This window comes from Pseudomonas sp. GW823-FHT04A03, assembly GCF_058796615.1.
This window is the reverse complement of the sequence record NZ_JBXAIV010000001.1, coordinates 322207-341030: the sequence shown is the minus strand read 5'-3', so window position 1 is coordinate 341030 and position 18824 is coordinate 322207. Positions and strand designations below refer to the sequence as shown.

At 60.1% G+C, this 18824-nt stretch carries 18 protein-coding genes; 12 read left to right on the top strand and 6 right to left on the bottom strand.

What is annotated here, in order from left to right:
* Positions 1–72 precede the first annotated feature (72 nt).
* Both AC1Q9F_RS01475 and AC1Q9F_RS01470 read right to left on the bottom strand, forming a co-directional pair.
* The gene (locus tag AC1Q9F_RS01475; RefSeq protein ID WP_492619446.1) at positions 73–5199 is read right to left on the bottom strand and encodes a trifunctional serine/threonine-protein kinase/ATP-binding protein/sensor histidine kinase; all 5127 of its coding nucleotides are present in this window, start codon (positions 5197–5199) and stop codon (positions 73–75) included.
* Positions 5200–5403: 204 nt separating this feature from the next.
* Positions 5404–6315 (bottom strand): LysR family transcriptional regulator, encoded by a 912-nt coding sequence (locus tag AC1Q9F_RS01470; protein ID WP_492619208.1) that lies wholly within the window; start codon positions 6313–6315, stop codon positions 5404–5406.
* A gap of 66 nt (positions 6316–6381) precedes the next feature.
* Here AC1Q9F_RS01470 and AC1Q9F_RS01465 point away from each other — a divergent pair, with 66 nt between their 5' ends.
* Positions 6382–6999 (top strand): LysE family translocator, encoded by a 618-nt coding sequence (locus tag AC1Q9F_RS01465; RefSeq protein ID WP_492619209.1) that lies wholly within the window; start codon positions 6382–6384, stop codon positions 6997–6999.
* Positions 7000–7068: 69 nt separating this feature from the next.
* On the opposite strand, the gene AC1Q9F_RS01460 is transcribed toward AC1Q9F_RS01465, so the two are convergent.
* Positions 7069–7494 carry a cupin domain-containing protein gene (locus tag AC1Q9F_RS01460; protein WP_007955201.1) on the bottom strand — a complete coding sequence of 142 codons (426 nt, stop codon included), beginning with the start codon at positions 7492–7494 and terminating at the stop codon, positions 7069–7071.
* A 132-nt stretch (positions 7495–7626) separates the two neighbouring features.
* On the bottom strand, positions 7627–8514 hold the full coding sequence (locus tag AC1Q9F_RS01455) for a transcriptional regulator GcvA (protein ID WP_492619210.1): 888 nt from the start codon (positions 8512–8514) through the stop codon (positions 7627–7629).
* 108 nt (positions 8515–8622) lie between these two features.
* Between AC1Q9F_RS01455 and gstA the strand changes: the two genes are divergently transcribed.
* On the top strand, positions 8623–9234 hold the full coding sequence (gene gstA, locus AC1Q9F_RS01450; RefSeq protein WP_492619211.1) for a glutathione transferase GstA: 612 nt from the start codon (positions 8623–8625) through the stop codon (positions 9232–9234).
* 23 nt (positions 9235–9257) lie between these two features.
* Here gstA and AC1Q9F_RS01445 read toward each other — a convergent pair whose 3' ends face one another.
* The gene (locus tag AC1Q9F_RS01445) at positions 9258–9944 is read right to left on the bottom strand and encodes an alpha/beta hydrolase (RefSeq protein ID WP_492619212.1); all 687 of its coding nucleotides are present in this window, start codon (positions 9942–9944) and stop codon (positions 9258–9260) included.
* A gap of 177 nt (positions 9945–10121) precedes the next feature.
* On the opposite strand from AC1Q9F_RS01445, the gene AC1Q9F_RS01440 reads away from it, so the two are divergent.
* Together AC1Q9F_RS01440 and AC1Q9F_RS01435 are read left to right on the top strand one after the other, a co-directional pair.
* Positions 10122–10718, top strand: a complete 597-nt coding sequence (locus AC1Q9F_RS01440) for a paraquat-inducible protein A (RefSeq protein WP_492619213.1) — start codon at positions 10122–10124, stop codon at positions 10716–10718.
* The gene (locus AC1Q9F_RS01435) at positions 10715–11386 is read left to right on the top strand and encodes a paraquat-inducible protein A (RefSeq protein WP_492619214.1); all 672 of its coding nucleotides are present in this window, start codon (positions 10715–10717) and stop codon (positions 11384–11386) included. The genes AC1Q9F_RS01440 and AC1Q9F_RS01435 overlap by 4 nt, the downstream gene beginning before the upstream one ends.
* 1 nt (position 11387) lies before the next feature.
* Here the strand turns inward: AC1Q9F_RS01435 and AC1Q9F_RS01430 are convergent, their stop codons facing one another.
* Positions 11388–12137 carry an SDR family NAD(P)-dependent oxidoreductase gene (locus AC1Q9F_RS01430; protein WP_007955220.1) on the bottom strand — a complete coding sequence of 250 codons (750 nt, stop codon included), beginning with the start codon at positions 12135–12137 and terminating at the stop codon, positions 11388–11390.
* A 164-nt stretch (positions 12138–12301) separates the two neighbouring features.
* Here AC1Q9F_RS01430 and AC1Q9F_RS01425 point away from each other — a divergent pair, with 164 nt between their 5' ends.
* The 8 genes from AC1Q9F_RS01425 (at position 12302) to AC1Q9F_RS01390 (ending at position 18751) form a co-directional block, all read left to right on the top strand.
* Positions 12302–13198, top strand: a complete 897-nt coding sequence (locus AC1Q9F_RS01425) for a LysR family transcriptional regulator (RefSeq protein WP_492619215.1) — start codon at positions 12302–12304, stop codon at positions 13196–13198.
* Positions 13199–13431: 233 nt separating this feature from the next.
* Positions 13432–14286 (top strand): putative selenate ABC transporter substrate-binding protein, encoded by an 855-nt coding sequence (locus tag AC1Q9F_RS01420; RefSeq protein WP_102718319.1) that lies wholly within the window; start codon positions 13432–13434, stop codon positions 14284–14286.
* Positions 14283–15080 (top strand): phosphonate ABC transporter ATP-binding protein, encoded by a 798-nt coding sequence (locus AC1Q9F_RS01415; protein WP_492619216.1) that lies wholly within the window; start codon positions 14283–14285, stop codon positions 15078–15080. The genes AC1Q9F_RS01420 and AC1Q9F_RS01415 overlap by 4 nt, the downstream gene beginning before the upstream one ends.
* Positions 15074–15901 (top strand): PhnE/PtxC family ABC transporter permease, encoded by an 828-nt coding sequence (locus AC1Q9F_RS01410; RefSeq protein WP_492619217.1) that lies wholly within the window; start codon positions 15074–15076, stop codon positions 15899–15901. Before AC1Q9F_RS01415 ends, AC1Q9F_RS01410 begins: the two co-directional genes overlap by 7 nt.
* Positions 15898–16665, top strand: a complete 768-nt coding sequence (phnE, locus tag AC1Q9F_RS01405) for a phosphonate ABC transporter, permease protein PhnE (RefSeq protein WP_492619218.1) — start codon at positions 15898–15900, stop codon at positions 16663–16665. Before AC1Q9F_RS01410 ends, phnE begins: the two co-directional genes overlap by 4 nt.
* 195 nt (positions 16666–16860) lie before the next feature.
* Positions 16861–17166 carry a hypothetical protein gene (locus AC1Q9F_RS01400; RefSeq protein ID WP_492619219.1) on the top strand — a complete coding sequence of 102 codons (306 nt, stop codon included), beginning with the start codon at positions 16861–16863 and terminating at the stop codon, positions 17164–17166.
* Positions 17167–17566: 400 nt separating this feature from the next.
* Positions 17567–18205 (top strand): hypothetical protein, encoded by a 639-nt coding sequence (locus AC1Q9F_RS01395; protein ID WP_492619220.1) that lies wholly within the window; start codon positions 17567–17569, stop codon positions 18203–18205.
* A 273-nt stretch (positions 18206–18478) separates the two neighbouring features.
* Positions 18479–18751: a DUF3892 domain-containing protein gene (locus tag AC1Q9F_RS01390; protein ID WP_492619221.1), complete on the top strand. Its 273-nt coding sequence runs from the start codon at positions 18479–18481 to the stop codon at positions 18749–18751.
* Positions 18752–18824 lie beyond the last annotated feature (73 nt).

Sequence of the window (18824 nt, the reverse complement as noted above, 5' to 3'; positions counted from 1 at the left end):
TCACGATTGCCCCTCTGCTGCGCACTCCCAGGCGCCCGCCACGGTTATTTTGGCGGGCGCCTTTTTTTCTGGTCACGGAAGAAGAACGGCATCCGCCGGCAGAACAAACTGGACGACCGCACCGCACGGCTGATTGGCCTCGATCCACAATTGGCCGCCATGGGTCTCGATGATCGAGCGGCAAATCGACAGTCCCATGCCCAGCCCCGTGGGTTTGGTGGTGTAGAACGGCGTGAACAACTGCCCGATCGAATGCTCGCCGAAACCCGGCCCCGAATCGCTGACGCAAACCCACACCTGCCCCGCCTCATTGGTCTGCGTGCAGATGCGCAATGCTCCCTTGACGACACCTGCACCGCTCATAGCTTCCAGCGCGTTCATCACCAGGTTGAGCACCACTTGCTGCAGCTCGACGCGATCGCCATCGACCCTTGGCAGACCTGACGCCATCTGCGCCTCCACCAGCACTCCACCCTTCTGCGCCTGACTCTGGGTGATCTCGATGACCTCGCCAATCACCTCGTTGAGGTTGACCGGCTCCTTCGGCTGAGGCGCCTTGCGAATCAGCCCGCGAATGCGGTCCAGCACCTCACTGCCTCGATGGGCATCCTTGACGATGCGTTCCAGGCACAGGCGTGTCTCTTCGAGATTCGGTGGCGCGGCACCCGACCAGCGCAGGGCGGCCTGGGCGCTGGCGAGTGTCGAGGCCAGCGGCTGGCTGACCTCATGAGCAATCGAGGCCGCGAGCTGTCCCATCGTCGCAACGCGGCAGGCATGGGCCAGCTCCGCCTGTATCTCGCGATAACGCTGCTCGCTCTCACGGCTTTTGACCTCGCGCTCGGCGACATCGCGGTACAGGCGCGCATTGACCAGCGAGATCGCCGCTTGTGAAGCGACCAGCCTGAGCGCGGCGATCCGCGAAGGGCTGAATACCCGTGACGTCAGGTTGTTTTCCAGGTAAAGCGCGCCGATCAGTTTCGCCTGATTGAGCAACGGCAGGCACAGTACCGAGCGTGTGCGATGCTGGCGAACATACGGATCGGCAGCGAACGATGGTTCGGCCAACGCGTCATCCAGCACCAGATTTTCCTGGGTACGCAGCACGTGATTGAGGACCGACTCCGGCAGCAGCTTCGCCGCCACCGGCGCATCGTGCAGATCCAGCTGCGTGGTGTCATCACGGGTGGTCGCCTCAGCGACGATCCGCTGCTCGCCCTGCTCCGTCAGGATCAGCACGCCGCGCTGCGCGCCGGCCTGCTCAATCGCGGTGCGCATGATCATGTCGATCAGCTTTTCGAGGACGATTTCACTGGAGGCCGCTTGAGACACCTTCAACACGGTGGCCAAGTCCAGATGCTCGACCGGTGTCGCGATGGTGCTGGTGGGACCGGACAGCGGTTTTTCGACTCGCAGAAACGGGTGTTCGGCCTCCAGTTGTCGAACCTTTCCCTCGGCGCCCCAGCGCTGGTAGCCATAGCGGGCATCCTGCAGATAGACCCGGGCAATCTTTTGCAATCCACGTTGTTGATAGAAGCGCGCGGCGAGCTCGTTGGCCAGAGCTTCGATCTGCAGGAAACCGCTGCGCTGCGCCCGTTCGATCGCCTGCTCATAGCAGTGCTCGGCCTCCAGCAGCCGACCTTCAAGTCGGGCAATTTCCCCCGCCAGCAACGCGGCGTGGCTGGCGAAATTGTCCGGGCAGAGTTCGGCCCAGACCTGCAATTGCCGGTATTGCGCGGTAATGACCTCAAGTTGCTCGTGCCGCTTTCCGGCAGGCTTGGCGCTGCACAGGGCGGCGACGGTCAAGGCCTGGTAGAAGCAATATTCTGCCTCTTCAAGGAACGAGTGCGATGACCGAAGCAATTGTCGAGCAGCTACGCCGGCCTCTGCCGCTGCCTCGTACTGGCCGGCGAAATAGCCGGCCTGCAAGGTGCGAATCCAGTGCCAGCAAATGGCAACCAGCGAAGTCTGGTGATCCTCGGGGTGGCGCTCGGAAAACGCTCCCGGGCCGATGTCGCCGAAGATTGGCGTCTGGCCCCGAAGCATCCGGATAAACGCCAACTGCGTTTCGATAAAGTCGATGACCACGCCGAAGCCGATTTTTCTGGCGTACGCCAGCCCGCGTTCAGCCTCCTCCTGCAACCCGGCTAAAGGCTCGCCAGTGGCCAGCAGGTTGGAAACCCGGCTGTTGCCGGTAAACGCGGCAATCGGCAGATCGCCGGTGCGGTTCGCCACTTCAAATATCTGCGCCAACGGTTCAAGGCATGTGCGTATCGGTTGAGCCCAGCGCTTGGCAAACAGCCAGAACGCCAGTTGCGTGCGCGCCTTGTAGCGTTCCAGATCGCGCCGTTCGACCAGCCGACAGCCCAGCTCCGCGAATGCCAGGCCGGCCGGATAGTCCGCGAACCGTCGTCCGGCGACCCGGGACACGTTGGCATAAGCCACGCACGAAGCGTCGCTGTTGCCGTATTCGATGCTCAGGTTGATCGCCCGGCACATGGCCAGGCCCGGAAGATTGCCGTCCATGTGGACCGCCGTGACGATCAGCTTGGTCAGTGCTTCCAGGGTGGCAAGCGCGGTTTCATCCACCATGGGCGGCAGGTCGATCAACGCCTCAATGGGGCGCTCGACCAGCCGTTGCCCGATCCGCAAATATTCGTCACGCACCTCGTCGTCATCGGGATGAGGCGACCACTCGATCCCCAGATAACGCAGGAAAGCCAGGCACACCGTCACCGCGTTGTCGCTCTGATTCAGAATCAGGTAGAGATCCGCTTGCAGGCAGGCAACATGGGTGCGTTCGGTTAGCGTCTGCGCGCGGCGTGACAATTGCCGCAGGCGGGCTTCGGCGCTCCCCAACTGCCGGGTGAGAAATTCGCACAAGGCCCGGCCGGACTCCAGCGCAAACATCAACTCACGCTGATGCTCCCAGCCACCCTCATCCAGCAACGCTACGCCCTGGGCGAAATACGTCAGCGCCGAGGCGTAGGCCGTCGATGCCCTGGCCCGTTCGCCCGCCAGCAGATTCAGCTGCGCGAGGTGTTCGCGCTCCTGTTGCCGCTCCATTAGCACGGCGCCGCGATTGAGCTGGCCGACCATCTCGAAAATCTTTTCTGCATGCTTGTCTGCCGGCGTCTTCTCCACCAGCAAACGCCCGATCCGCAGGTGATGCTGCGCACGGAAAGCCTCATCAACCAGCAGATACGCGGCTTCCTGGACCCGGTCGTGAACGAAGCCATAGACGCTGTCCTGACGCGTGATCAACTCGTGACGAACCGCCGGCCACAACACCCCGTGAACCTGCGCGACAGGCAAATCCAAAACGGTAGCCAAAGAAGCGACATCGGCGACGTTGCCCAGGCAGGCCAGCTGCTGCAACGCCTGCTGCGTTTCAGCAGGCAACCGCGCCAGCTTGTCGAGCATCAGGTCGACCACATTGTCGGTGTAGCCCTTGGCATGAATGCGTTGTGCGTCCCAGATCCACTGCCGGCGTTCATGGTCGAAGGTCAGCAGATCCTGTTCGACGAGGGTTTGCAGAAACTGAATGACGAAGAAGGGATTGCCCGCGGTCTTGTCCAGAATCAGTTGTACGAGCGGCGCGATGTACGACTGCTGGGAGCGCGACGACTCGGCGACCAATTGCGCGATATGCGATCCGGCCAGTGGCAACAAAGTGACCTCCTGCACCCGGCCGCCCGCCGCTTTGATGGCGCTCAACCGGGTGGTCAACGGGTGCGAGGCATCCACCTCGTTGCTGCGGTAGGCGCCGATCAGCATCAAGTGCTGCAAGTCGGAGCGCGTCAGCAGTTCCTCCAGCCAATTGAGCGTCGCCACGTCCAGCCACTGCAAATCATCAAGAAACAGCACCAGCGGATGTTCGGCACGGGCAAACACGCCGATGAACCGCCGCATGACCTTCAGGAACCGACGCTGCGCCTGTGGCGGTTCCAGGTCTGCCACTGGCGGCGTATCGCCGATGATCAGTTTCAGTTCCGGGATCAGGTCGGTCACCAGCCGCGCCTCTGTCCCCAGCGCTTGCTGCAGCGCGTTGCGCCAGACGGCCATTTGCGAATCGCTCTGGCCCAGAAGCGTGCGCACCAGTCCCTGAAACGCCTGGGCCAGGGTCGAATAAGGCACGTCGCGTTTGTACTGGTCGAATTTGCCGCTGGCGAAGAATCCGCGCACCGGCACCAGGGTTTGATGCAGTTCGTGGACCACCGAGGATTTACCGATGCCCGAATAGCCGGAGACCAGCACCAGTTCCGGTCGACGGCTGACGACGATCCGTTCGAATGCGGCGATCAGCGTCTGCACTTCCGATTCTCGGCCGTAGAGTTTTTCGGGGATCAGCAAACGGTCGCATGTCCCCTGCTCGTCCAGCGCAAACTCATTCAGATCCTGCTGGTGCCAACCTGCCAGACAACGGCGCAAATCCTGCTCGACACCAAGCGCAGACTGATAACGCTCCTCGGCGGTCTTGGCCAGCAGCTTCATGACGATCCGCGACAGCATTTCAGGCACGGTCGCCACCCGCGCACTCGGCGGCATCGGCGTGCGGGCGATATGGCAATGCAGCCACTCCATCGGGTCGGCGGCGGTAAACGGCAGCGACCCGGTGAGCATTTGATAAAGCGTGACGCCGAAGGCATAGAGGTCGCTGCGCGAATCCACCGAGCGGTTCATCCGGCCCGTCTGCTCCGGAGCCATATAGGCCAAGGTCCCGGACAACGTCTCGGGCGGTTCAGCGGCGTGGCGTTCGCGAGGCAGGCGCGATGCCAGGCAGAAACCGGTGAGTCGGGCGTGGCCGTCGGGGCAATTCACCAGAAGGTGAGCGGGCTTGATGTCTTTGTGAATCAGACCGCGCCGATGCAACTTGCCCAGCGCCACCGCGACGCTGATGGCCAGCGGCAGAAACGTCGCAACGTCCAGCGGGGCCGTCAGCAAACGGGCCAGCGGCACACCACCCGGGTCTTCGAGCACCAGTTGCAGCCTGCCATCGTCATGCAACAACTCAAGTGGACGCGCCGCCCAGTCGGCGTCCAGTTGGTCTCTCAGGGAAAACTCATGGGCAAGACGCTCGACGCTGGCGCCCGAAGCATGCCCCGCTGCGAGCGAGGCAATCAGGACATCAACCTCGCGGCTGCCAGAGGCACGTCTGCCCCGGTGGAGAATGCGTTCTCCGTCGTCCCACAGAATCTGCATGCCTTCATTCATCGCCGTCGCAGCCGTTGGGAATCGCTGGATCATGGGGCACCGTTACCTGTATGCCGTTCGGCACCATTGCTAACCGTAGCTGAGAGAAATGCAGGGGGAAAAACCAACGAAAATCTTTGCAGTAAAACCGACACGCGGCAATCAAACGAAGGTGTTAAGGGAATGGAGCATTGACGGCGGCATTCACCCTCCTCAACCCACCGAACGCAACCATTCAAGCAGCTCCATCTCAAGGCTGCCGGGCTTGGGAGGTGCGGGTGACAGCAGGCAATAATGCGAGCCGTCTTCAACAAATCCGGAGGGCGCGGCCAGCACGCCGCTCTGGATATCGTCGCGAACCAGGTGCCACGGACCGATGGCCACGCCCAAGCCCGCGACAGCCGCTTGAATACTGAAGTAGAAATGTTCGAAAGACTGCATCTCCGTCGCGGGAACGGGCTGACCTTTGGCGGTTGCCCACTCTTGCCACGCTGTGGGGCGGCTGGTTGTTTGAAGCAGCGGGGCCGAGGCCTTAAGCTGTTTTCCGTCAAACCACTGGGCAACCCTTTCGGGTCGGCAGACGGGCCCGACCTGCTCCGCAAATAACCTTTCAGCGTGATAACCGGGTGGACGAGGAAAGTCGTCGCGCCGAATCGCCAGATCGATCCCCTGCTCGAATGAAAAGAGTCCGCCGCCCGCCACCAGATGAATGTCCGGGCCGCGGTGTTGCGCCAGGAAGTCGTTCCAGCGCGGAATCAGCCAGCGCATCAGCAGCGTCGGCTCGCAGGACAGGACCAGCCGCCGGGTTCGGCGCGCTTCGCTGCGAATCTCGCGCACCGCCTGGTGCATCACCCCGAGCCCTTCACTCACGGCTTTCAACAGACGCCTTCCTGCATCCGTCAGGAAAACCCTGCGTTGGCGCCGCTCGAACAGGTCGACGCCCAGATCCTCCTCCAGCAGGCGCACGGCCCGGCTGATCGCGCCGGGTGTCAGATGCAACTCATCCGCCGCACGGGCGAAGTTCTCGAATCGGCCGGCGGATTCGAAACAGCGCAGCGCAAGCAGCGACGGCAACCGAGCCTCGGAAGACAGTGAGTCAAATTCACCATTTACGTCAGAAATCATCGTTAGTTCCAGCGCACAGGATCTGTAAACATCGCTTTCTATCACCAACCACCCCAAGGTTCCACCATGAGCGAATGGATAGCTGTAATCACCATCACCCTGCTGGCCTGCATCAGCCCCGGGCCGGATTTCGCCATGGTCTGTCGCAACGGTTTGCTGCTCTCGCGACGTGCCGGCGTTCTCACGGCGGTGGGCATTGGTCTCGGGGGGCTGGTTCACGTCTGCTATACGCTGCTGGGGCTGGGATGGGTTCTGCAACAAACGCCGTGGCTGTTCACGGCGCTGAAGCTGGCGGGCGCTGCGTATCTCATTTATCTGGGGATCAAGATGCTGCGCGCCCGGCCCGACGCCCAACCGCTGGACGCAGCGCCACCGGCCCTGTCGGATCTGGCCGCGCTGCGCACGGGGTTTCTCACCAATGCGCTGAACCCGAAAACCTCGATTTTCATCGTCAGTCTGTTCATGGGTGTCGTGCGACCGGACACCGGCCTTACGACGCAAATCGCCTATGGACTGTTCATTGCAGGCGCGCACGTGGCGTGGTTCAGTCTGGTTGCGCTGTGTTTTTCCGCCGGGAGCGTGCGGGAGAAACTGATGGCTGCACGGCAGTGGATTGACCGGGCGTTTGGCGGGTTGCTCGTGAGCTTCGGGGTTTTGCTGACACTCGCTCAGCGTTCTGGCTGAGCAGGCCGCTGGGCATCAGACGCAAAAAGGCCTGCCACATCGGCAGGCCCTCTTCATTCTGGCGGAACGTTACTGCTTGAGAATCAGCAGCGGCTCGCCCTTCTTGACGATATACGTCGCCAGCTCCGAGCCCTTCTCGTTGCCGACATTCTTCGCGATATGCGCCACACCCGCCGGGATGAAAAGCGAATCCCCCGCCTTGAGCGTCACCGGCGCCTGGCCTTCAAGCCGGTATTCAAACGTGCCGCTGATCACGTAAGCCACTTCGACACCCGGATGCGCATGGTTGGGCGACGTGACGCCCGGTTCGAAATCGACGCGGGCCTGGATCACTTCACGATCCGCAGCGCCCAGATCCTGACGGACCAGATCGGTGCGGCTCAGGCCCTGCTGCCAGCTTTTCGCCGGGGCGGCGGATGGGGTGTCAGCCGCGTGGGCGAGGCCGGTCAGCGAAACGAGTACGGCGGCAGCGGTCATCAGAAGTGTGCGGCGCATGGTGTTGCCCTCTTGGAAGTAGTGGTGTGTCGGCGACTACTTTGGGCGAGGCATGTACGCGGGATGTGTCGTGAGGTCGGGGTTTGTTACCTGATTGTGTACGGCGGCGGGATGGATACACGCGCATACAACTCACAGCACTTCTGACAGCCATTGCCTGAATGCCACGATCTTTTTCGACTCGGCGTTTTCATGGGGCGTGACAAAGTAGAAACCCGACGTGGACTTCAGCCGCAGATCAAACGGCGCCACCAGTCTCCCGGCGCGCAAATCGTCATCGACGTAGGTCGAGCGACCGATGCACACGCCCTGCCCGTCAATGGCGGTCTGCACGGCCATCATTGCCAGATCGAAGGTCAGTCGCGGGCCTTTGGCCGTGAGCGGTGGCAGGCCTGCCGCGTGCAGCCAGTCGTTCCAGTCATCGGCGGTCAGGCCGCTGACCTGCAACAAAGGGTGATGGGCCAGATCCGATGGTGTCTTCAAAGGCTTGTCGCCGGTCAGCAGTCGCGGGCTGCATACCGGGAAGATCTCGTCGGACATCAGCCAGTCAGCCCGCAGCCCAGGCCATTCGCCGTTACCGTAGCGGATCGCCGCGTCTATCCCGGCCTTACGAAAGTCGACCAGTCGGGTCATGGCACTGATCCGCACATCGATCTCGGGATACGCCTCGCGAAACGACGGCAGACGCGGCAACAACCATTTGGACGCCACCGACACCAGCGTGCTGATCGTCAGGACGCTGTGGTCGTTCGCCTCCAGCAAACGCTCGGTCGAATGGCGCAATTCCTGAAACGCCGAACGCACACCGGGAAAATAAGCACTGCCCTCCTCCGTCAGCGCCAACCCGTCCTTCAAGCGCAAGAACAGTCGCACGCCGAGTTCCTCTTCGAGGCGACGGATCTGATGGCTGATTGCGGTTTGCGTGACGTTCAGTTCTTCGGCAGCGCGGGTGAAGCTCAGGTGCCGGGCCGCACATTCGAAGGCTCGCAATCCGTTGAGCGATGGCAGTCGGGGGAGCATATGACCTCTTCAGTCCATGAGATTTTGTCATACGCTAGCACTGCATTTGTCCTTTGCGAAGCGGCGCAGCGATAGCGGATTCTGAGGCTCTACCTGCAAGGAGATCCCATGAAACTGTACTTCGCCCCCATGACCTGTTCGCTGTCGCCGCACATTGTGCTGCGCGAGCTGGAGCTGCCGTTCGAGCTGATCCGGGTCAACAACCAGACCAAGCAAACCGCCGACGGCCGGGACTTTCGCCAGATCAATCCGAAGGGCTACGTGGCTGCGCTGATGCTGGACAACGGTGAAGTGCTGACCGAAGGCCCGGCGATTCTGCAGTACCTCGCCGACCTCGTACCCGGCCATTCGATGGCCCCGGCCAATGGCACCTGGGAACGCTCACGCTTGCAGGAATACCTGAACTTCATCAGCTCGGAAATTCATGGCGGCAGCGCGCCGTTGTTCAGCAGCGAAATCCCGGAAACCACCAAAACGATCTTCAAACACAAACTGTTCAAGCGACTGGATTACCTGAACCGCATCCTCGCGACACAGCCCTTTCTGATGCAAGTGTTCGGCGTAGCGGATGCCTACCTGTTCACAGTGCTGAAGTGGTTGCCGACATTCAGTATCGCCATCGAAGACTGGCCAGCGCTGGCGAACTACATGACACGCATCGCCGAGCGGCCCAGCGTGCGGGCTGCCATCGCGGAAGAGGATGCCACGCAACCGGTGTGAAACCTCCGGTTGCGCGGCCGTCGTCAGGCCTTGGCGGCTTCGTCGATCAACGCCGCCACTTCCGCCGCGCGAGAAGCCAACGACGCATGGCCGGCATTCAGCGTAATGACCTTTTTCGCGTTGAGCCGCGCCGACATGCGCTTCTGGTTGTCCGGGTGGATCATCCGATCCTCGCTGGAAATCTGATACCAGGACGGTTTGTTCTTCCACGCCGGGTTGTTGATTTCATCGCCGAAGGTGCTGGCCAGCGGCGCCTTCTGCGTGACCGCCATCACCAGCGCTTCATCCGCCGGCAGGTCCTGGCAAAAGCTTTCATGGAATTTGTCGGCCTTAAGCCACAGGAAACCATCGCTGTCCGGCGCCAGATTCGGCGCAGCGGCCGGCAAATGTTCCTGGGTGATGCCGCCTGGGCTTTCGCCTTGATCCGGGGCGAACGCGGCGATGTAGACCAGACCGACCACATTCGGCTGATTGCCGGCCTGCGTGATGACCGCGCCGCCATAGGAATGCCCGACCAGCAGCACCGGCCCGTTCACCTGGGCGACCATTTTGCGGGTGCGTTCGGCGTCGTCGGCCAGCGAGGTCAGGGGCATTTCCACGGCCCGGATCGCGCCGTAGCCCTTGCGCGACAATTCCACAATGACCTTGCCCCAGTGCGCGGCACCGCCCCAGAAACCGTGCACCAGCACAATCGTCGGCTTTTCACTCATGGCGTTTCTCCTGCTGTTCATGAAGGTCGATTTACCAATGGCGCTCAGGAGTATGGAGCGGTTCTGCCGATGCGCCCGCTGGCCAGACCAAAGGTGCGTTTCGGGATATGACAGTTGTTGAATGCCCCAACGCTTCTATAGTGAAGGGGTTCAAGCCCTCCTCCCGTCGAGCGCCCCATGGCCAGCACCGATCAACTGATCATCTGCGAGCATTGCGACTGCGTGTACGAAAAAGTCACGCTGGCCAAACACCAGAAGACCCTCTGTGTGCGTTGTGGCGGTGTGCTCCAGCGCTACAACGGCCTGAGTGTGGAGCAACGTCTGGCGCTGACTTTCACGGCGGCGATGCTGTGGCTGTTCGCCAATTTCTACCCGGTGATGAGCATCAGCATGAAGGGCCTGAAAAACAGCGCGACCCTGTGGGATTCAGTGCTGGCCCTGAGTCAGGGGCCGATCACCTTCATGGCGATGGTCGCGGCGATCTCGATCATCATCGCCCCGGCCTTTCAGTTGGTTTTATTGATCTGGGTCTTGAGCTTCGCCCTCGCCTCGCGCCGTTCGCCGGGTTTCAAGCTGTGCATGCGCTGGCTGGAAACGCTGCGGCCGTGGAGCATGCTCGAGGTTTGTTTACTCGGCGCGATGGTCGCGGTGTTCAAACTGGCGGGCATGCTCGACGTCATTCCCGGCATCGGCCTGTTTGCGCTGGCCGTGCTCAGCCTGTTGCTGATTCGCATCGCCGGGCGCGACGTGCGCGAACTGTGGGACATCCTATGAAACGACCACCGACGGCAACCGAGCTCAATCTCTGCCTGTGCCACAGCTGCGGGCTGGCCTGCGACATGACCGGCGAGCCGCACCAGTGCCCACGCTGCGACGCCCCGCTGCACCGGCGTAAAACCAACTCGCTGACCCGCACCTGGGCCTACATGTTCGCCGCGCTGGCGTTTTACGTGCCGGCGAATCTGCTGCCGGTGATGAACACCACCCTGCTCGGGAGCGGCGCCGACAGCACCATCATGAGCGGCGTGCTGGAGTTCTGGGAACACGGCGCGTGGGACATCGCCCTGATCATCTTCGTCGCCAGCATCGCGGTGCCGGGGGTGAAATTTGTTGCGCTGACCCTGCTGCTGGTCACCGTGCAACGGGACAGTCATTGGGCGCGCAAGGAGCGTTCGAAGCTGTACCGCTTCGTCGAGCTGATCGGCTATTGGTCGATGCTCGATGTGCTGGTGGTCGCGCTGGTGGCGGCGCTGGTGAAATTCCAGGCGCTGGGGGATATCGAGCCGCGACCGGGGATTCTGTTTTTCGGCCTTGTGGTCGTGTTCACGATGTTGTCGGCGATGAGTTTCGACCCGCGCGTAATCTGGGATAACGCGCCGGACGAAGAAACGGAAGAACCCCGGCACTCGACTGATCAAGTGCCGGGGCATCAAGCGACTTAAATCAGATCTGCGCAGTACCGCCGTCGACGAACAACTCGATGCCATTGACGAAGCTGCTGTCATCCGAGGCCAGGAACAACGCAGCCTTGGCAATCTCGCTCGGCTCGCCCAGACGCCCGATCGGCACGATAGACGCCAGTTGATCGAACAGCCCCTGCGTGTGTTCCGCCGGCACCAGCCCCGCCAGACCAGGCGTGCGCACCGGGCCAGGGCTGATGGCGTTGACGCGGATGCGCCGTGGTTTCAGGTCCAGCAGCCACGACCGCGCGAAGTTGCGCACCGCCGCTTTGCTCGCGCTGTAGACGCTGAAGTTCTCCGTGCCCTGCACCGAAGTGGTCGATGAGGTCAGCAGGATCGATGCGCCATCGCGCAGCAGTGGCAAGGCCTTCTGCACGGTGAACAGCGTGCCCTTTACGTTGGCGCCGAAAATCCGGTCGAAGTGCTCTTCAGTGATCGAGCCCAGCGGCAGCATATCCCCGCCGCCGGCGTTGGCGAACAGGATGTCGAGGTGCCCGGCCTTCGCGGCGATCTCGCTGTAGATGCGATCCAGATCGTCCAGCTTCGCCACATCGCCCTGAATCCCGATGGCCCGTGGGCCGATGGCGGCGACCGCTTTGTCCAGCTCGGCCTGACGGCGGCCAGTGATAAATACCGTGGCGCCCTGGGCGACGAATTCCTGCGCCGAGGCCAGGCCGATGCCGGTGGTGCCGCCAGTGATCAGTGCGATTTTGCCTTCAAGTCTGTTGCTCATGATGAATCTCCAGTAACCGTTTCGAGGAAGGTGACGGGTCGTAGGTGAGCCGTTGAAAGCGACTTTAGGCCGATCGATTGATTTGAAAAATCCACTAAATCGGTTTTGTTTGTACACAGACATGCACAATACTCAGCCCAGTCCAATCCACTGAGCCCGAGCCAATGAATCAGTTAATGGCGATCCGCACCTTCGCCCGCGTCGTGGAAAGCGGTTCGTTCACCAAAGCCGCCGACTCGCTGAACCTGCCGAAAACCACCGTCAGCAAGCTGATCGGCCAACTGGAAAACCACCTCGGCGTGCGCCTGCTGCAACGCACCACCCGCCGCCTCACCGTCACGGCCGACGGCGCCTCCTATTACCAACTGACCCAACAACTGCTGCATCAACTGGACGACATCGACCAAGGTTTCAGCCAGGCCCAAGGCCTGCTGCGCGGCCGGATTCGCGTGGACATCGGCGGCTCGACCGCGACGATGCTGGTGATCCCCGAGCTACCGAAGTTCTTCGAACGCTATCCAGACATCCAGGTTGATCTGGGCGTCAGCGATCGCCCGGTGGACCTGATCAGCGAGCGCGTCGACTGCGTGATTCGCGGCGGCCCGCTGACCGAACAAACCCTCGCCGTGCGCCGCCTCGGCGAAGTGTCCTGGACCACCTGCGCCACGCCCGATTATCTGCAACGCCATGGCACCCCGAGCCACCCGCTCGAACTGGCCAGCCACCAGGTGATCGCCTACCGCTCGGCCTCCACCGGACGCATCCTGCCGTCGAACTTCCAGCGCAACAGCGAACGCCATCAGATCGAAGGCAAAGGCCTGATCAGCGTCAACGAGAGCAACGCGCATCTGGCGGCCGGGCTCGCCGGGCTGGGGATCATCCACACCTTCAACTACACGGTCAGGACGGCCATCGAGCGCGGCGAACTGGTGCCGATCCTTGAGGACTGGCGCCCGCCGGCGTATCCGTTTCATGTGCTGTATCCGCCGAACCGGCATTTGAGCAATCGGGTGCGGGTGTTTATCGATTGGCTGGTGGAGCGGTTTGCGCAGGTTGATTAAGCCTCGGATCCGCCCGGGAACGGGTTTGTTCATGCTGACGTCTTCGCGGGCAAGCCCGCTCCCACAGGGTTTGCGCCGTCCTTGTGGGAGCGGGCTTGCCCGCGAAGACGTCGGTCCAGACACCTTCATTCCTACCGGCAAGACGCGCCGTTTCGTCTAACCTGACTCTGCACCCGACGATGATTGCCCATCGTCGGCGCACTGATCTTGATGCCCACGAAACGGAGAATTCCATGCTCAAGCGAACCCTGGCACTGACCGCTGGTTTGGCCCTGTCCCTGTCCGCCGTGCTGGCGCAAGCCGCGGAGGTGTTGAAGGTCAGCGCGATTCCCGATGAAGCCCCGACCGAGCTGCTGCGCAAGTTCGAGCCACTGGGGTCTTATCTGGAGAAGCAACTGAACATGAAAGTCGAGTTTGTGCCGGTGGCCGACTACCCGGCGGTGGTCGAAGCGTTGGCCACCAACCGTCTCGATCTGGCCTGGCTCGGTGGCTTCACCTTCGTCCAGGCGCAGTTGAAAAGTGATCCGAAGGTCATTCCACTGGTGCAGCGTGAGCAAGACGCCCAGTTCACCAGCAAATTCATCACCGCCGACCCGAACGTCAAAAGCCTCGCCGATCTCAAGGGCAAGACTTTCGCTTTCGGCTCCGTGTCGTCCACCTCCGGCAGCCTGATGCCGCGCTATTTCATGCTCAAGGACGGCATCAAACCGGAAAGCTATTTCAGCCGCGTCGGCTACTCCGGCGCCCACGACGCCACCGTCGCCTGGGTGCAGGCCGGCAAGGTCGACGCCGGTGTGCTGAACGCCAGCGTCTGGCAAAAACTGGTGGACGCCGGCAAGGTCGACACCAACAAGGTCAAAGTCTTCGCCACCACCCCGGCCTACTTCGATTACAACTGGACCGTGCGCGGCACCCTCGACCCGGCGCTGGCGGCGAAGATCAAAAAAGCCTTCCTCGACCTCGACCCGGCCAACCCTGAGCACAAGAAAATCCTCGACCTGCAAGCCGCCAGCCGCTTCATCGAAACCAGCCCGGACAATTACAAAGGCATCGAGGAAGCCGCCCGCGCCGCCGACTTGCTGAAATGACGCTGCGCCTCAAACAGGGTTTTCTGCACCACACCAATGGTGTGGAAGCCTTGCGCGGCGTGGATTTGCAGATCGAGGCCGGCGAGCAGGTGGCGATCATCGGCCCGTCCGGCGCCGGCAAGTCTAGCCTGCTGAACTTGCTGGCAACCGCCATTCGACCCAGCAGCGGCGACATCGAAGTGCTGGGCGAGCGCGCCTGGCATTTGTCCGCCCGCCAACGGCAACGCCTGCGCGCCCGCATCGGCCTGGTGCATCAGGCGCCGCCCCTGCCGCCCCGGCAACGGGTGGTGACAGCGGTGCTGGCCGGCAAACTTGGCCAGTGGAGCCTGGGCAAAAGCCTGATCAATCTGCTGCATCCGCTCGACGTGCCCGGCGCCCGCGCCGCACTGGCACGACTGGATCTGGCGGACAAACTCTTCAGCCAATGCCAGCAACTGTCCGGCGGGCAATTGCAGCGCGTCGGCATCGCCCGCGTGCTGTATCAGGCGCCGGAAGTGTTGCTGGCCGACGAACCGGTCTCGGCGATGGACCCGGTGCTGGCCGGGCACACACTGTCGATCCTGTCGCGCCATGCCCGGGAGCACAACGTCACGCTGGTGGCGAGCCTGCACGCGGTGGAACTGGCGCTGTCGCACTTCCCGCGCATCGTCGGTCTGCGCGAGGGGCAGATCCTGTTCGACTGCCCGTCCGCGCAAGTCAGCCGCGAGATGCTCGACACCCTCTACGCCAACGAACAACTGCAATCCCCGGCGCCCGCCGTCGCGCCGCTGGTTGTGCAGATTCCCCGATGCTGAGCGCCGACACCCGCGACCCCGCCGCACTGCCACGGTTGCTGCTGACCGGGCTGGCGATTGCCTTGCTCTGGCCGGGGATTCAGCTCAGCGAACTGGATCTGGGCGTGCTGTTTCACGCCGACAGCCAGAGTGAAATGGGCCGCTTCGTGTCGATGTTCTGGCCACCGGAGCATGATCGCGAGTTTCTTCAACTACTCCTCAAAGCCACCCTGCAAACCCTGGCCATCGCCACCGCCGGCATGGCCCTGGCGCTGCTGTTGGCAGTGCCGGCCAGCCTGCTCGCCAGCCGCGCCCTGTCGCTGACCGCCGCCTCCCGCGGCGGCCGCCCGAGCCTGTTGGGCCGACTGCTGCGCTGGCCGGTGCGCGGGCTGCTGATCTTCCTGCGCAGCGTGCCGGAAATCGTCTGGGCGCTGCTGTTCGTGCGCGCCGTCGGCCTCGGCCCGGCGGCGGGCGTGCTGGCCATCGCGATCACCTACAGCGGCATGCTCGGCAAGGTCTACGCCGAAATCTACGAATCCACCGACCAACGCCCGGCCCACGCCCTGCTCCAGGCCGGCAGCGGACGCCTCGCCAGTTTCGCCTACGGCGTACTGCCCAACGTCGCGGCGGAACTGCTCTCCTACACCGTCTACCGCTGGGAATGCGCCATCCGCGCCTCGGTGGTCATGGGCTTCGTCGGCGCCGGCGGCCTCGGCCAGCAGATCGACCTGTCGATCCGCATGTTCGCCGGCGGCGAAGTCGCCAGCATGCTCCTCACCTTCCTCCTGCTCGTCCTCGGCGCCGACCAACTCAGCCGCCTGCTGCGCTGGAGGCTGGCATGAAACGCCTGATCAATCCGTTGCTGATTCTTGCCATTGTTGCGGCCGTCATTGCCTCGTTCATCTACCTGGGTCTCGACCTTGAAGAACTCGGCAGCGCTACCAGCCTGAAACAGATGGGCCGGTATGTGGCTCGCTTTCTCAGCCCCGATCTCAGCGCTGACTACTTGGCTGCCATCCTGCGCGGGTCGATGGAAACGTTGGCCATGTCTGCGCTTGGCACCCTGCTCGCCGCCGTGCTGGGGCTGTTACTGGCGCTCCCTGCTGCTGGCCGGTTTGGCTGGCTGTTTCAAAGTCCTGCCCGCCTGCTGCTCAATGCCCTGCGCGCCATTCCCGAACTGGTGTGGGCTGCGTTGATGGTGCTTGCGGCTGGGCTTGGGCCGAATGCCGGGACACTTGCGCTCGCCCTGCACACCACGGGCGTGTTGGGGCGGTTGTTTGCTGAGGCGCTGGAGAACACGCCACCGGAACCGGCGGATGCGATTCGGTTACAGGGGGGGAATCCGGTTTTGGCGTTCTGCTACGGCACGCTGCCGAACCTGGCGCCGCAGTTGCTGGCGTATTGTTTGTATCGGTGGGAGAACAATATTCGGATGGCCAGCGTGCTGGGTTTTGTCGGGGCTGGGGGGCTGGGGCAGATGTTGTATGTGAGCTTGAGTTTGTTTCAGGAGGCGCAGGCGGGGACGGTGATTTTGGCTATGCTGATTTTGGTGTGGGGGGTGGATTGGTTGAGTGGTTGGGGTCGGGGGCGGTGGGTTAAGGCTTAACTTAGACCGTTCATAGCTAGCCTTTCGCTCAATTCGTGCATTGTAGTAGAGGAATAATTTCACCATGTTAGTTAGAAACAACTGGCTACGGTCGCGTTGCTACAAAATCAAACCCCACATAGAAACAAGGGGCGTTCGCACATTTTCAGCTATAAATTTTACGCAACTTTAAACATTCTTCAGAGGAGTTCAATAATGAACTCACCAAAAAAGTACAAAAATAAAAAAACGCCGAAAGATCTTGTCTTTGATGCCATGAAAAATAAAAAATGGGACTATCGAACAATCCATGGAATTTCGACCGAAACGAAATTACCAGAATCCGTAGTAACCGCAGTTCTTCAAGAATCAGAGAGCGAAATAAGGTCATCTATAATGAAGACCAAAACGGGAGAAAGCCTTTACGCCTTAAAAAGACAAAAATCGGCGTTAGCCGATGTTTGGTGGGCAGTAAAAAAGATGAGTAAAGACAAGTACGAGAATTCCGATGACGACACTTGAGACTTTCTTATTCGGCCTGGCTGGGGGGCTACTTCCAGAAGTATACGCACTATACAACATTCGCCACAGCTGGCTGAACGATAAGCCAAGCTGGGTTAAATCATACTTTTACTGGCTCATCACTTTCGCCATGATCTTTCTGGGAGGATGCACAGCCGCACTTTACTCCTACATCGGGATCAAATTGAACGCTCTTATGGCTATTCACTTGGGGCTAGCCACACCAGTACTCATTCAGACAGCTCTGAAAGAAAAACCAAAAGTCAGCTAATCATAGAAACTCGCTTTTCCGCCATCCACTTAGGATCGCTTGAAGAAACACTCACAGGACTTAGCCTTTTATAAAAAGCCCCCGTTACTTTATAAACACATCCACGCAGCATTCAATATGGAATACAAAATGAATAAAAAAGATACTCAGCGCGGCTCCGCCGTAGTGAACGTTTTGAAATCCGACTCAATAGCCAGCGTAGGAAAAGACCTTATGGAACTGGGAGTTGATGCCGCACTTGAATCTGGAATTTTGAAAGATATTCCGCTTGTAAACACCCTAGTAAGCATATTTAGCGCGGCTGGCACCTTCAGGGATCAAATTCTGACCGCCAAACTACTCCGCTTTCTTCACCAACTATCTGAAACATCAAAGAAAGAACGAATTGTGATGGTGGAAAATTTGAATGAGGATGGGAAATTCTCTGGAAGAGTTGGCGCTTCTGTGATTGAAATTCTAGACAGAATGGAAAGTGAGAAAAAGCCCGAATTAGCTGCTAAATGTTTTGCCGCGTTCGCAAAAGGAGACATTTCATTTGAAGAGCTTCAACGCATTCTATTTGCACTTGAGCGCGTTCCACACTTTTACATAGACAAATTGGAGAAGTTTTCTAAAATAACTATTGAAGAGTCGATAAAAATGGATGAGTTCATATTGCTGGCGTTCGTGAATGCTGGTTTGGGCAAAAACAATGGCGGAATGGATGGCGGTGCAATTCTGCCAACGAACCTCTGCAAGCTATTTATTCAATCCGGCCTAGCTTCATAATTAACGATCAGATCAAAAAAATTAGTAAAAATACGGATTGATTTTTAAGTACCGCTCGGAAAAGTAGGTGAGTCCGCCCCCTGTTTTCCATCCTTCTCTCCTGAGCACGAATATCAATCAAGAAACATTTGATCTTTTCATACTCTTCAAAAAAGAAATAAATCTGCCCCCCTTTTCTAATATTAAAAAAATTCGTAGCACACAAGAAATCTCCGCTACATTGATATGACAATGAGTATTTTTTGAAAGCCACACGTATAAAGGAGAAAGAAATTGGGAGACTGTCAAATCACCTGCATCACACTGTCCGGCTCTAAGTCTCACGACCGGATAACACGGGTTGGTAATGCGTCAGTACCGTGGTATCTCACTACAGCAGACGCGGTGCAACGAATAGAGGCAAAGATAGATACGTTTTATGTAAAGAACTCATTTGGAGTACGGGCTGAGGTAGGAGTTGTCCGTCCATCTCAAGGATCGCCTTATTTGCGAACATACGCCGATGGAGTCTGGACAGACAATTTGTTGAGCTTGAGCACCTGTTAACATATACGAAAGGGATGGATTTCTTTTAGATAAAAAACCCATCCCTTTCTTGAACTTACAAGAACAAACATCT